The organism is Mycobacterium sp. 2YAF39 (assembly GCF_052114565.1).
Lineage (GTDB): Bacteria > Actinomycetota > Actinomycetes > Mycobacteriales > Mycobacteriaceae > Mycobacterium.
On sequence record NZ_JBFREZ010000006.1, the window covers coordinates 74583 to 88188 of the forward strand.

12 protein-coding genes are annotated in these 13606 nt (G+C 66.1%); 2 read left to right on the forward strand and 10 right to left on the reverse strand.

The features are described from left to right. Nucleotides 1-35: 35 nt before the first annotated feature. The 4 genes from AB4Z42_RS18065 to AB4Z42_RS18080 all read right to left on the reverse strand — a co-directional run bounded on the left by AB4Z42_RS18065 (nucleotide 36) and on the right by AB4Z42_RS18080 (nucleotide 4976). Nucleotides 36-2132 carry a RecQ family ATP-dependent DNA helicase gene (locus AB4Z42_RS18065; RefSeq protein ID WP_442010590.1) on the reverse strand — a complete coding sequence of 699 codons (2097 nt, stop codon included), beginning with the start codon at nucleotides 2130-2132 and terminating at the stop codon, nucleotides 36-38. Between the two features lie 63 nt (nucleotides 2133-2195). Beyond that, complete coding sequence (dmpG, locus tag AB4Z42_RS18070) at nucleotides 2196-3251, reverse strand: 4-hydroxy-2-oxovalerate aldolase (protein ID WP_442010591.1); 1056 nt, start codon at nucleotides 3249-3251, stop codon at nucleotides 2196-2198. After that, on the reverse strand, nucleotides 3248-4177 hold the full coding sequence (locus AB4Z42_RS18075) for an acetaldehyde dehydrogenase (acetylating) (protein WP_442010592.1): 930 nt from the start codon (nucleotides 4175-4177) through the stop codon (nucleotides 3248-3250). Before AB4Z42_RS18075 ends, dmpG begins: the two co-directional genes overlap by 4 nt. Nucleotides 4178-4190: 13 nt before the next feature. Next, nucleotides 4191-4976, reverse strand: a complete 786-nt coding sequence (locus tag AB4Z42_RS18080) for a 2-keto-4-pentenoate hydratase (protein ID WP_442010593.1) — start codon at nucleotides 4974-4976, stop codon at nucleotides 4191-4193. Nucleotides 4977-5048: 72 nt separating this feature from the next. Between AB4Z42_RS18080 and kstD the strand changes: the two genes are divergently transcribed. Further along, a complete protein-coding gene (kstD, locus tag AB4Z42_RS18085) occupies nucleotides 5049-6731 on the forward strand; it encodes a 3-oxosteroid 1-dehydrogenase (RefSeq protein WP_442010594.1) in 1683 nt (560 codons plus the stop codon). Further along, nucleotides 6731-7591: a MaoC/PaaZ C-terminal domain-containing protein gene (locus AB4Z42_RS18090; RefSeq protein WP_442010595.1), complete on the forward strand. Its 861-nt coding sequence runs from the start codon at nucleotides 6731-6733 to the stop codon at nucleotides 7589-7591. The genes kstD and AB4Z42_RS18090 overlap by 1 nt, the downstream gene beginning before the upstream one ends. Before the next feature lie 12 nt (nucleotides 7592-7603). Here AB4Z42_RS18090 and AB4Z42_RS18095 read toward each other — a convergent pair whose 3' ends face one another. Genes AB4Z42_RS18095 through AB4Z42_RS18120 form a run of 6 tightly spaced genes read right to left on the reverse strand, consistent with a single transcriptional unit; the run spans nucleotide 7604 to nucleotide 13590 of the window. Continuing rightward, on the reverse strand, nucleotides 7604-8770 hold the full coding sequence (locus AB4Z42_RS18095) for a lipid-transfer protein (RefSeq protein ID WP_442010596.1): 1167 nt from the start codon (nucleotides 8768-8770) through the stop codon (nucleotides 7604-7606). Next, nucleotides 8770-9156: a MaoC family dehydratase gene (locus AB4Z42_RS18100; RefSeq protein ID WP_442010894.1), complete on the reverse strand. Its 387-nt coding sequence runs from the start codon at nucleotides 9154-9156 to the stop codon at nucleotides 8770-8772. The genes AB4Z42_RS18095 and AB4Z42_RS18100 overlap by 1 nt, the downstream gene beginning before the upstream one ends. Nucleotides 9157-9197: 41 nt before the next feature. Then, nucleotides 9198-10169 (reverse strand): bifunctional MaoC family dehydratase N-terminal/OB-fold nucleic acid binding domain-containing protein, encoded by a 972-nt coding sequence (locus AB4Z42_RS18105; RefSeq protein ID WP_442010597.1) that lies wholly within the window; start codon nucleotides 10167-10169, stop codon nucleotides 9198-9200. Beyond that, the gene (fadE29, locus tag AB4Z42_RS18110) at nucleotides 10166-11329 is read right to left on the reverse strand and encodes an acyl-CoA dehydrogenase FadE29 (protein ID WP_442010598.1); all 1164 of its coding nucleotides are present in this window, start codon (nucleotides 11327-11329) and stop codon (nucleotides 10166-10168) included. Before fadE29 ends, AB4Z42_RS18105 begins: the two co-directional genes overlap by 4 nt. Next, on the reverse strand, nucleotides 11330-12328 hold the full coding sequence (locus tag AB4Z42_RS18115) for an acyl-CoA dehydrogenase family protein (protein WP_442010599.1): 999 nt from the start codon (nucleotides 12326-12328) through the stop codon (nucleotides 11330-11332). Between the two features lie 17 nt (nucleotides 12329-12345). Next, nucleotides 12346-13590 (reverse strand): cytochrome P450, encoded by a 1245-nt coding sequence (locus AB4Z42_RS18120; protein ID WP_442010600.1) that lies wholly within the window; start codon nucleotides 13588-13590, stop codon nucleotides 12346-12348. Between the last annotated feature and the right edge of the window lie 16 nt (nucleotides 13591-13606).

Consider the following 13606-nt stretch of genomic DNA (forward strand, 5'->3'; position numbering starts at 1 on the left):
AACCGGTCTGGGGGCGGGCTTAAACAAACCCCAGCTCAGCTGGTGCTCGCCAGCGCGAAGGGCAGGACCTCGGGCGCCCCGGCCTCGCGTACGACTCTGGCGGCCATCGTCAGCGTCCAGCCGCTGTCGGACAGGTCGTCGACGAGCAGCACCGGTCCGCCTGCGGATCCGACGACATCCGCATCGGGCGGTGTCCACGCCCCGTGCAAGGCGGCGACGCGGTACGCCGAGTTCGCCGCGGTCACCGCACGCCGCGTCGGCGCGTACTGCAGGGTGCCCAGGTCGGTCAGCCTGCCGAGTCGCGCCAGTTCGCGGCACAACGACGAGATCAGCAGCGGATGGCGGTCCGAATCGAGCGCCATCACCGCCGTCGGCCTTTCGGCCCAGTCCCACGACGCCAGCACCTTCACCGCCGCGGCCACCACGTCGTCGGACGCTTCGCCGTCGGGTTCGTCGAGAAGGCGCCGCAACCGCGCACCCCAGCCGAGGTCGGTCAGTCGTCCGATTGCGCGTCCGGTAGCCGGGCCGTCGCCGATCTTCCCGCTCAGGTCGACGCCGAGTTTGGCCAGCCCCGACGGCCACTGCTTGCGCGGTGTGAGCTCGACCCCCGGCCGCATGAGCCGTTGTCTGGTGGCCTCGGCGGTATTCTCGTCGACGTCGGCGTTGACGTGTTCGCCCGTGCAGTTGTCGCAGCGGCCGCACCGTTCGCCGTCTCGCAGTGATGGATCGTCGAGTTGGCCACGCAGGAACGCCATCCGGCATTGGCCGGTGCTCTGGTAGTCCAGCATCGCCTGCTGCTCTCGCTTGCGAGCCTCGTCGAGCTTCCGATAGCGCGGCTCGTCGTATTCCCACGCTGCTCCCGTGCCGATCCAGCCCCCCTTGACGCGCCGCACCGCACCATCGACGTCGAGGACCTTCAACACCATCTCCAACCGGGACCGACCCAGGTCGACGAGCGGCTCCAGCGCGGGTGTGGACTGCGGACGCTCGGGTTCCAGCGCGCCGATCACGTTGCGCACCATCGCCTCCGACGGGAATGCGACGGAGGCGAAATACCGCCAGACATCTTGGTCTTCGTGACCGGGGAGCAGGATGACCTCCGCGCGCTCCGTGGACCGTCCCGCACGACCGACCTGCTGGTAGTAGGCGATCGGCGAGGACGGCGCACCGAGATGCACGACGAAGCCGAGGTCGGGCTTGTCGAAACCCATCCCGAGCGCGGACGTGGCGACGAGCGCCTTGACCCTGTTGGCGAGCAGATCTGCCTCGAGCTGTTCGCGTTCGGCCGCTTCGGTGGACCCGGTGTAGGCGGCGACCTCATGGCCCTGCTCGCGCAGCAGTGCCGCGACGTCATGCGCTTGCGCGACGGTGAGCGTATAGATGATCCCGGATCCGGGTAGCGAATCGATATGCGCCGCAAGCCAAGCCGCGCGCTGGGCCGGATTGCCCGCCTTGACCACCGACAGCCTCAGTGATTCGCGATCCAGTCCGCCGCGCAGCACCAGCGTGTCGTGTCCCCCGACACCCAGCTGGGCGGCGACGTCGTCGACGACTCTGTCGTTGGCGGTCGCCGTGGTGGCCAGGACCGGAACGTCGGTGCCGAGTTCGCCGATCAGCGTGCGGATACGCCGGTAGTCGGGCCGGAAGTCGTGGCCCCAGTCCGAAACGCAGTGCGCCTCGTCGACCACGACGAGTCCGGCGTCGTGGGCCAGCGCGGGCAGCACCTGATCGCGAAAGTCGGGGTTGTTCAGCCGTTCCGGGCTGACCAACAGGACATCGAGATCGCCGCGGCGTACCCGCTCGTGGATCTCGTCCCAGTCGGTGACGTTGCTCGAATTGATGGTGGCGGCATGGACCCCGGCCCGTTCCGCGGCGGCCACCTGGTTGCGCATCAGCGCCAGCAGCGGGGACACGATCACCGTCGCGCCGCGGCCCGCTTCACGAAGAAGTTTGGCGGCGATGAAGTACACCGCCGACTTGCCCCAGCCCGTGCGCTGGACGACGAGCGCCCGTCGGCGCGCAACCACCAGGGCCTCGATGGCCGCCCACTGGTCGTCACGCAGCGTCGCCGTCGGTCCGGCCAGCTTTTCGAGGATCTCCTGGGCCTGCTCGCGCGTCGCCTGTGTTGCCATGCACACCATCGTGCAGGTCGGGTCCACGAGTCACCAATCACCGCCGAACGTTCGGCGCGAATGCTATTTCGTGGGCGCGGCGTCCTGCTCGCGCTTGATCTCCAGCGCGATGTCGATGAGCTGATCCTCCTGGCCGCCGATCAGCTTGCGCTGGCCCGCCCGGTGCAACAGCTGATGCGCGGGCACGCCGTAGCGTTCGGACTGACGGATGGCGTGCTTCAGAAAGCTGGAGTACACGCCGGAGTAACCCATGATCAGCGCGTTGCGGTCCAGCAGGCACTCCTGCGGCATCGCGGGCGCGACCACCTCTTCGGCGGCGTCGGCGATATCGAAGAAGTCGATACCGGTCTTGACGCCGATCTTGTCGAAGACCCCGATCAGCGCCTCGACGGGCGCATTGCCCGCACCGGCGCCGAAGCGGCGGCACGATCCGTCGATCTGCTTGGCGCCCGCCCGCACCGCCTCGATGCTGTTGGCGACACCGAGGCCCAGGTTCTCGTGGCCATGAAAACCAACCTGGGCGTCGTCACCGAGTTCGGCGACCAGCGCGGCGACCCGGTCGGCCACCCCTTCGAGTACCAGCGCGCCCGCCGAGTCGACGACGTACACGCACTGGCAGCCCGCGTCGGCCATGATGCGGGCCTGCGCGGCCAGCTTCTCCGGCGGAATGGTGTGGCTCATCATCAGGAAGCCGACGGTCTCCAGGCCGAGTTCGCGGGCCAACCCGAAGTGCTGGATCGACACGTCGGCCTCGGTGCAGTGGGTGGCGATCCGGCAGATCGAGCCGCCGTTGTTCTGCGCCTCCTTGATGTCTTCCTTGGTGCCCACACCCGGCAGCATCAGGAAGGCGATCTTGGACTCCTTGGCCGTCTCGGCGGCGAGCTTGATGAGCTCCTGCTCGGGGGTCTTGGAGAACCCGTAGTTGAAGCTGGATCCGCCGAGCCCGTCACCGTGGGTGACCTCGATGACCGGCACACCCGCGGTGTCGAGCGCCGCGACGATGGCACCGACCTCGTCCTTGGTGAACTGGTGACGCTTGTGGTGCGACCCGTCCCGCAGGGAGGTGTCCGTCATCCGGATGTCCCACATCGGGTCGAAGTAGATGTCGTCGATGCTCATGCTTGGCCTCCTCCGGCCGTCGCAGACGCCCGCTCCTTCGCGATCTCTTCGCCGACCTTCGTCGCCGCGGCGGTCATGATGTCCAGGTTTCCGGCGTAGGGCGGCAGATAGTCGCCCGCACCCTCCACTTCCACAAATGTGGTGACGAGGTGGTTGCCACCGTTGTACACCGTCGGTTCGTCGAACTGCGGCTCGTTGAGCAGCCGGTACCCCGGCACGTAGGTCTGCACCTCGGCTACCACGTCCTTGATCGACTGCGTGATCGCGTCGTGGTCGGCGTCCTCGGGGATCGCGCAGAAGATGGTGTCGCGCATGATCATCGGCGGATCGGCCGGGTTGAGGATGATGATCGCCTTGCCGCGCTTGGCGCCGCCGATGTTCTGCACACCTGCGCTCGTCGTCTTGGTGAACTCGTCGATGTTGGCGCGAGTACCGGGACCGGCCGACGCCGACGACACCGATGCCACGATCTCCGCGTAAGGCACGTCCACGACACGACTGACGGCGTACACCATCGGGATGGTGGCCTGGCCGCCGCAGGTGACCATGTTGACGTTCGGCGCATCCAGGTGCTCGCGCAGGTTGGCCGGCGGGATCACGCCGGGGCCGACGGCGGCGGGAGTCAGATCGATTGCGCGGATACCCGCCTCGGCGTAGCGCGGTGCGGCGTCTCGGTGCACATACGCACTCGTGGCCTCGAACACCAGATCCGGCTTCTCACTCTGCGCCAGCAGCCAGTCGACGCCCTCATGAGACGTCTCGAGGCCGAGCTTGCGCGCCCGCGCGAGGCCTTCGCTCTCCGGATCGATCCCGATCATCCAACGGGGTTCGAGCCACTCCGAGCGCAGCAGCTTGTACAGCAGGTCGGTGCTGATGTTTCCCGACCCGACGATCGCGACTGTGCTCTTCTCGGACCTTCCGGTCATTGTGATTTCCCTACTACTCGAAACTCAGGTGGACTGAACCTAACTCGGTAAAGTCCGCGACGAAATTGCTGCCCGGCGGTGCATCTATCGCACGCGTGCACGACCCCGGCAGCACGATGTCACCGGCCTTGAGACGCACCCCGAAGCCCTCCACCTTGCGGGCCAACCATGCCACCGCCGTCACCGGGTTTCCGAGCACCGCATCGCTGCGGCCCTCCGCGACGACCTCGCCGTTGTTGGTCAGTACCGCATCGATATTGCGGATGTCGATGTCCTTGGGCGACACCCGCGCTTCTCCGAGCACCCAGCCCGCCGACGAGGCGTTGTCGGCGATCGTGTCGCAGAGCTTGATCTTCCAGTCGGTGATGCGGGTGTCGATCAGCTCGATCGCGGGGGCGAACGCGGCCGTCGCCGCGAGCACGTCGTCCTCGGTGCAGCCGGCGCCGGGCAGGTCGTCGGCAAGGATGAACCCGACCTCGACCTCCACCCGCGGGTAAAGGTAATTGGCCGACGGAACCGGCTTGTCCTCGTAGACCTGCATCTCGTCGAGCAAATGCCCGTAATCGGGCTCGTCGACGTTCATCATCTTCTGCATGGCCTCCGACGAGAGGCCGACCTTGTGTCCGATCACGCGCGCCCCCTCGGCGACCCTTTGCCGGATGTTGAGCAGCTGGATCTCGTAGGCGTCGACGACGTCGATATCGGGGTTTCCGTCGGTCAACGGGCTGATGGGCACGCGGCTGCGTTCGGCCTGGGCGAGGTCGGCCGCCAGCTGGTCACGCACCTCGACGCTAAGCATTTTGCGAAGTCCCCTCGTTTTGTTGACCGGCACAGTTGTCCTGCGGCCGGGCAATTCTATAACGTGTTCTACATGACGGGTAAGGAGTACGACGTCGTCGTGGTGGGTAGCGGCGCAGCCGGCATGGTCGCCGCCCTCACCGCGGCCCACCAGGGACTTTCCACATTAGTCGTCGAGAAGGCCGCACACTACGGCGGTTCCACTGCGCGGTCAGGTGGCGGCGTGTGGATTCCGAACAACGAGGTTCTGCGGCGTGACGGCGTCAGCGACACCCCCGAGGCCGCGCGGAAATACCTGCACACGATCATCGGCGATGCCGTCGAGCCCGAGAAGATCGACACCTACCTCGAGCGCGGCCCCGAGATGCTGTCGTTCGTGCTGAAGAACTCACCGCTGAAGATGTGCTGGGTGCCGGGATACTCCGACTACTACCCGGAGACGCCCGGCGGCCGGCCGGCGGGCCGTTCGATCGAGCCGAAGCCGTTCAATGCGCGCAAGCTGGGGCCCGACGAGAAAGGCCTGGAGCCGGCGTACGGCAAGGTGCCGTTGAACATGGTGGTCATGCAGCAGGACTACGTCCGGCTGAACCAGCTCAAGCGTCACCCCCGCGGAGTGCTGCGCAGTGTGAAGGTCGGCGTGCGTTCCGTATGGGCCAACGTGACCCGCAAGAACCTCGTCGGCATGGGCCGCGCACTGATCGCACCGCTGCGCATCGGGCTGCAGAAGGCCGGCGTTCCGGTGCGACTCAACACCGCGCTGACGGACCTCTACGTCGAGGACGGTGTCGTCCGCGGCGTCTACGTCGTCGATACCCGCGACTCCGCCGATGCTGAGCCCGAACTGATTCGGGCCCGCCGCGCGGTGATTCTCGGCTCGGGTGGCTTCGAGCACAACGAGCAGATGCGGGTGAAGTATCAGCGCGCGCCGATCACCACCGAGTGGACGGTGGGCGCTGTCGCCAATACCGGTGACGGGATCCTGGCCGCCGAAAAGCTCGGCGCCGCACTGGAGATCATGGAAGACGCCTGGTGGGGGCCGACGGTTCCATTGGTCGGCGCACCGTGGTTCGCGCTTTCCGAGCGCAACTCCCCCGGGTCGATCATTGTGAACATGGCGGCCAAGCGGTTCATGAACGAGTCGATGCCCTACGTCGAGGCGTGCCACCACATGTACGGCGGCGAGTTCGGCCAGGGCCCGGGTCCCGGTGAGAACATCCCGGCATGGCTGGTCTTCGACCAGCGCTACCGCGATCGCTACATTTTCGCGGGTTTGCAGGCCGGACAACGTATTCCGAACAAGTGGATGGAATCCGGCGTCATCGTCAAGGCCGATACGATCGCCGAACTCGCCGAGAAGACGGGGCTGTCCGCCGATGCGCTGACCGCGACCATCGATCGCTTCAACGGGTTAGCACGTTCCGGTGTCGACGAGGATTTCAAGCGGGGCGAGAGTGCGTACGACCGCTACTACGGCGACCCGACGAACAAGCCGAACCCCAATCTCGGTGAGATCAACCAGGCTCCGTACTACGCCGCCAAGATGGTGCCCGGCGATCTGGGCACCAAGGGTGGCGTACGGACCGACATCAACGGGCGCGCGTTGCGCGATGACGGTTCCGTGATCGACGGTCTCTACGCCGCGGGTAACGTGAGCTCACCGGTCATGGGGCACACCTATCCGGGACCCGGCGGAACCATCGGTCCCGCCATGACATTCGGATACCTGGCAGCACTGCATATTGCGGGGAAGAACTGATGCCGATCAATCTCGACGAGGCGCTCGCCGCCGAGCTTCCGCCCGCCGAATTCTCGTGGACGAGCAGCGACATCCAGCTCTATCACCTCGGCCTCGGCGCGGGCGCCGACCCGATGGACAAGCGCGAACTGCGCTATCTGACGGACGGCACCCCACAGGTGCTGCCGACGTTCGCCAACGTGGCGCAGAGCTTCCACATGACCGAACCGCCCAGCGTTCAGTTCCCCGGCATCGACATCGAACTCTCGAAGGTGTTGCACGCCAGCGAAGCGGTGTCTGCGCCAGGGCCGATCCCACCGTCGGGCACCGGTATCGCGGTCACCCGCTTCACCGACATCTGGGACAAGGGCAAAGCCGCGGTGATCTGGTCGGAGACCACAGTTTCTGCGCCTGATGGCACGGTCTTGTGGAAGCAGAAGCGGTCGATCTTCGCGCGCGGCGAGGGCGGCTTCGGCGGCGAACGCGGACCCTCGACATCCTCGGAGCCGTCACAGCGCGCACCGGATTTCGAGCTGGCCATCGCGGTTTCGCCGCAACAGGCGTTGTTGTATCGCATGTGCGGCGACCGCAACCCGCTGCATTCGGATCCTGACTTCGCGGCCGCCGCAGGCTTTCCGAGGCCGATCCTGCACGGTCTGTGCACCTACGGCATGACCTGCAAGGCGATGGTCGACACGCTGCTCGACGGCGATACCGCCCGGGTCGGCAGCTACGGCGCCCGGTTCGCGGGCGTGGTGTTCCCCGGCGAGACACTGCGGGCCAGCATCTGGAAGGAGGGCGACGGCTTCACCGCTGTCGTCACCGCTCCTGAGCGCGATGACGCCGTGGCGCTGGCCGGCGTGGAGTTGATCCCGGCCTGACCCGGCCGCCCGTCAGCCGAGGATCAACCCCGACGTCGGCACTCCGGTGCCTGCCGTGACGAGGACGTGCTCCACATCGGGTACCGGATTCACCGACGTACCACGCAGCTGACGGACACCCTCCGCGATGCCGTTCATACCGTGGATGTACGCCTCGCCCAGCTGACCACCGTGGGTGTTGATCGGGAGCCTGCCGCCGATCTCGATGGCACCGTCGGCGATGTACTCCTTGGCCTCGCCGGGACCGCAGAACCCGAGCTCCTCCAATTGGATCAAGGTGAACGGGGTGAAGTGGTCGTAAAGAATCGCGGTCTGGATGTCGGCGGGTGTCAAACCGGATTGCTCCCAGAGCTGCCTGCCCACCAGCCCCATCTCCGGCAGGCCGAGCTCGGACCGGTAGTAGCTCGTCATCGAGTACTGGTTGGGGCTCGAACCTTGGCTCGCCGCTTCGATGACGGCCGGCCGGTGCTTGAGGTCCTTGGCCCGCTCGGCAGAGGTGATCACCAGTGCCACACCGCCATCGGTCTCCTGGCAGCAGTCGAGTAACCGCAGCGGCTCGGCGATCCACCGCGAGTTCTGGTGATCCTCGATGGTGATCGGCTTCTCGTAGAAGTACGCCTTCGGATTGTTGGCGGCGTGCCTACGGTCGGCGACCGACACGGCGCCGAAGTCCTTGCTCGTCGCACCCGAGTAGTGCATGTACCGCTGGGCGATCATCGCCACCTGTGCGGCCGGTGTCGACAAACCGTGCGGGTACGAGAACGAGTTGTCCACACCCGTCGAGTCCGCGTTCTCCACCAACCGCAGCTGCACCTGGCCGAAGCGCATACCCGACCGCTCGTTGAAAGCCCGGTATGCCACAACGCAATCCGCGACACCCGTGGCTACCGCGATCGCCGCCTGCTGGACCGTGGCGCAGGCCGCTCCTCCGCCGTGGTGGATCTTGGAGAAGAACTTCAGGTCCCCGATCCCGGTGGCGCGCGCGATCGACACCTCGGTGTTGGAGTCCATCGTGAACGTCACCATGCCGTCGACGTCAGCAGGCGTGAGCCCGGAATCGTCGAGCGCGTCCAGCACGGCTTCGGAGGCCAGCCGCAGTTCGCTGCGGCCCGAGTTCTTGGAGAAGTCGGTGGCGCCGATCCCGGCGATGGCGGCCTTACCGGACAGTTCACCCGGCATCAGGCATCTCCGATCGTGAGAGTCGCGTTGGCGATCACGTGGTCGCCAAGGCTGTTGCTGCCAGTCACTTTGAGTGAGACCACGCCATCTTCGACGGCGGTCACCTCTCCTCTGAAGGTCACGGTGTCGTAGGCGTACCACGGCACACCCAGCCGCAGGCCGATCGTCTTGATGAACGCGTTCGGTCCGGCCCAGTCGGTGATGTAGCGCTGGACGAGCCCGGTGTCGGTGAGGATGTTGACGAAGATGTCCTTGGACCCCTTGGCCTGCGCCTTGTCGCGGTCGTGGTGGACATCCTGGTAGTCACGCGTGGCGATCGCCGTCGACACGATGAACGTCGGGTCGCCGTACAGCGACAGCTCGGGCAGCTTCGTGCCCACCTCGATCGCGGCCGGAGCCGCTCCGGCGGCGACATCAGATCCAGCGCTCACTTCGCGGGCTCCCATGCGTAGTTGGTCCAGGCCGGCCCCGAATCCCCGTCGGGGAAGTCGATATACGTTGCGCGGACAGGCAATCCGATCTTCACGCTCGCGGGGTCGACGTTGCGGAGCTCACCGAGCATCCGCACGCCCTCGTCGAGTTCGACCAGCGCGATGACGAAGGGAAGTGTGCGCCCGGGCACCTTCGGGGCGTGGTGCACCACGAAGCTGAACACCGTGCCGTTGCCGGACGCGACGACGTAGTCGCTCGGCTTCTCTTTGTCCTGCCACAGTGCGGGCACCGGCGGATGTACCAGGGTGCCGTCGCCGCGCTTCTGGATGCGCAGCTCGTGGGCGTTGACGCCGTCCCAGAAGAACTTCGTGTCACGCGACGACGCGGGCCGCATCATGCTGTCCGCGTCCAGGTCGTCGGGTACCGATGTGGCGGCCGGCTGATCAGCGTCGGCGGGCCTGAATTTCATGATGCGCCACATCATCTCGGCGACGGGGTTTTCTACGTCGTCGCCGACTGTCCACGAGATCTTCTGCGTGATGAAGAAACCCTCACCGAGCGCGGTCCGCTTGGGCCCGACGACGTCGGTCAGCTCCGCTGCGACGCTGACCTCCTCGCCGGGGCGCAGGTAGCGGTGGTAGGTCTGCTCGCAGTTGGTGGCGACGACGCCGATGTAGCCGGCGTCGTCGAACAATCCGAGAATCTTGGCCAGCGGATCGTCATCGGCACGCTGTCCGCCCAGACCGCCCATCGTCCAGACCTGGATCATCGCGGGCGGCGCGACGATCCCCGGATGACCGGCTGCCTTCGCCGCGGACTCGTCGACGTAGATCGGGTTCTTGTCACCCATCGCGTCGAGCCAGTGGTCGACCATCGGCTGGTTGATCGCATGGCGTCCGGCGCGCGGCTTGCTCTTGCCTTCGTTCTTGACCCGTTCTGCGGCCTTCTGGATTTCCTCGACACTCACCGGGGAACCCTCGGAACCTTCAGGCCCGCCGCAGCGATCATCTCCCGCATCACCTCGTTGACACCTCCGCCGAACGTGATCACCAGGTTCCGTTTGGTCTGGCTGTCGAGCCACTCCAAAAGCTCTGCAGTGCCCTCGTCGGCCGGATTGCCGTACTTGCCCACGATCTCTTCGGCCAGCCGTCCGGCGTACTGAATGCGCTCTGTGCCAAATACTTTGGTGGCAGCGGCGTCGGCGACGTCGATGGTCTCCCCCGAGGCGGCCACCTGCCAGTTGAGCAGTTCGTTGATCCGCCACATCGCCTTGAGCTCACCGAGTGAGCGCTTCACGTCGTCGTGGTCCAGCGGGGTGTCACCGTTGCTCCCCGGCTTCGCGGCCCAGTCGTGGATGCGGTCGTAGAGAGCCGCGAACCGCCCGGCGGGCCCGAGCATCACGCGCTCGTTGTTGAGCTGCGTGGTGATCAGCCGCCACCCGCCGTTCTCCTCACCGACCAGCATCTCGGCGGGCACGCGCACGTCGTTGTAGTACGTGGCGTTGGTGTGGTGCGCGCCATCGGACAGGATCATCGGCGTCCACGAGTATCCAGGGTCGGTGGTATCGACGATGAGCATCGAGATGCCCTTGTGCTTGGCGGCCTCGGGATCGGTACGGCAGGCCAGCCAGACGAAGTCGGCGTCGTGGCCACCGGTCGTGAAGACCTTCTGCCCGTTGACGATGTACTCGTCACCCTGCTTGATCGCCGTGGTGCGCAACGACGCGAGGTCGGTACCCGCCTCCGGTTCGGTGTAGCCGATCGCGAAGTGAACTTCGCCGGCGAGAATGCCGGGCAGGAACTTCTTCTTCTGCAGTTCGGTTCCGTAAGCCTGCAGTGTCGGTCCGACGGTCTGCAGCGTGACCGCAGGCAGCGGTACGTCGGCACGATGTGCCTCGTTGACGAAGATCGACTGCTCGATGGGGCCGAAGCCGTGGCCGCCGAACTCCTTGGGCCATCCGACGCCGAGCTTGCCGTCCGAGCCCATGCGCTTGATCACCGCCCGGTAGGCCTTGCCGTGCCGGTCGGCCTCCATCTCCTTGTATTCCTCGGAGGAGATGAGGTTCGAAAAGTATTGCCGCAGTTCGGCTTGCAGCTGCCGTTGTTCCGGGGTCAGTTCGATGTACATTTACACTCCCACCAGATCCAGTCGGTGCGAAGGCCCGCCCACCAGCCGGGTCAGATCCTTGATGCCCGAGTAGTAGCGGTCCATCGGGTAGTCGATGTCCATGCCCATACCGCCGTGCAGGTGGTGGCACAGCTGCATCACCGGCGGCGCCTGGGAGGCCAGCCAGTAGCCGAGGATGTCGATGTCCTCATCCGCGTCGAGCCCCTCGGCGAGTCGCCACGCCACCGATGTCGCCACCAATGTCAGCGTGCGAGAGGCGATGTAGACCTCAGCAAGCTGGGCGGCAACCGTCTGGAAGGTCGACAGCGGCTTGCCGAATTGCTCACGGGCCGCCACGTAATCCGCGGTCAGGCGCAACGCTCCGGCGACCAGGCCGGAGGCGAACGCGCCGATGGCGGCCAGCGCCAGCTGATTCACCCGTCGCGGCTGGGCACCTTCGAGCACCCCATCGGCCTCGGCGTCGGTGAACGTCACCGAATACTCATCGCCGTGGTTGGAGGTCGGGGTCTTGGTGACCTGAACCCCATCGGCCTTCGGGGAGATCACGACGACGGCATTCTCCGTCGTGACAACGATCCAATCGGCTTGTTCCGCATAGGGAACCGCGACCTTGGTGCCGTTGAGCTTGCCACCGGTGAACGTGGTGGCCGGGCGGTCGGGAAGAGGCGCACCCGGTTCGTTGAGCGCGGCGGTCAACACCGATCCTTTGGCGACACCGGCCAGATAGCGGTCCTGCTGCTCGTCGGTGGACAGGTCGAGAAGGGGCAACAGCCCGAGCCCCAGGGTCGCCAGCGCGGGACTCACGGTGCCGTGCCTGCCGACCTCGGTCAGCGCCGTGGTCACCTCGGCCAGGCCGAGGCCGTCGCCGCCGAGGCGTTCGGGAACGCCGAACGCGACGACCCCGCCGTCGACCAGTGCACCCCAGCTGTTGTCCCGCCCCAGCGCCGACGTCACCACATCGGCGACAGCCTGCTGCCCTTCGTCTGGACTGAAGTCCACCCGAGTCCTCCTGAAATCTATTGCGCGCCTGCGCCGGTGTAGTCGACCTGCCAGTGCTTGATCCCGTTGAGCCAACCCGACCGTAGCCGCTCGGGCTCGCCGATGGGTTTGAGGTCGGGCATATGGTCGGCGACGGCACCGAAGATGAGGTTGATCGTCATGCGGGCCAGGTTGGCACCGATGCAGTAGTGAGCGCCGGTGCCGCCGAAGCCGACGTGGGGATTCGGATCGCGCAGGATGTCGAACTTGTGTGGCTGTTCGAAAACTTCTTCGTCGAAGTTGGCCGAACGGTAGGACATCACCGCCCGCTGGCCCTTCTTGATCGTGACGCCACCCAGCTCGACGTCCTCGTTGGCGGTCCGCTGGAATGCGGAAACCGGTGTGGCCCAACGGATGATCTCGTCGGCCGTAGTCGCCGGGCGCTCCTTCTTGAACAGTTCCCACTGATCGGGATTCTGCGAGAAAGCAATCATGCCGTGGGTGATCGAGTTTCGGGTGGTTTCATTGCCGGCGACTGCGAGCATGATTACAAAGAACCCGAATTCGTCGTCGGAGAGCTTCTCGCCATCGACGTCGGCCTCGATGAGGGTGGTGACGATGTCGTCGGTGGGGTTCTTGCCCCGCTCGTCGGCCATCGCCATGGCGTACATGATCAGTTCCATCGACGACTGTGCGGGATCGACGGTCGCGTACTCGGGATCGGTGCCACCGGTCATCTCATTGGACCAGCGGAACAGCTTGTCGCGATCCTCCTGGGGCACACCGAGCAGGCCTGCGATGGCCTGCAGCGGCAGCTCGCACGAGACCTGTTCGACGAAGTCGCCGGTGCCCTCCGCGGCTGCGGTCTTGGCGATGTTCTCGGCGCGCTCGGCGAGCTCGGCCTCCAGGCGGCCGATCGCCCGGGGGGTGAATCCGCGCGAGATGATCTTGCGCAGCCGGGTGTGGTGCGGCGCGTCCATGTTGAGCATGACGCTGCGCTGAAGTTCGACCTGCTCGCGCTTCATCTCCTGCGGCCAGGTCGGGATGGCGCCGTTCTGCCAGCTGGAGAAGACGTCGCTGCGCCGCGACACTTCCTTGACGTCGGCATGCTTGGTCACGAGCCAGTAGCCCTTGTCCTCGAAGCCGCCGGTGCCGCCGGGTACGTCGACCCAGTGCACCGGTTCGGCCTTGCGGAGCTCGGCGAGCTCGGTGACGGGCAGACCCGCGAGGTTGACGTCGGGGTCCAGGAAGTCGAAATCGGCTGGGATGTTGGGGGGTGCCATGTGCTGTGCGCTCCTC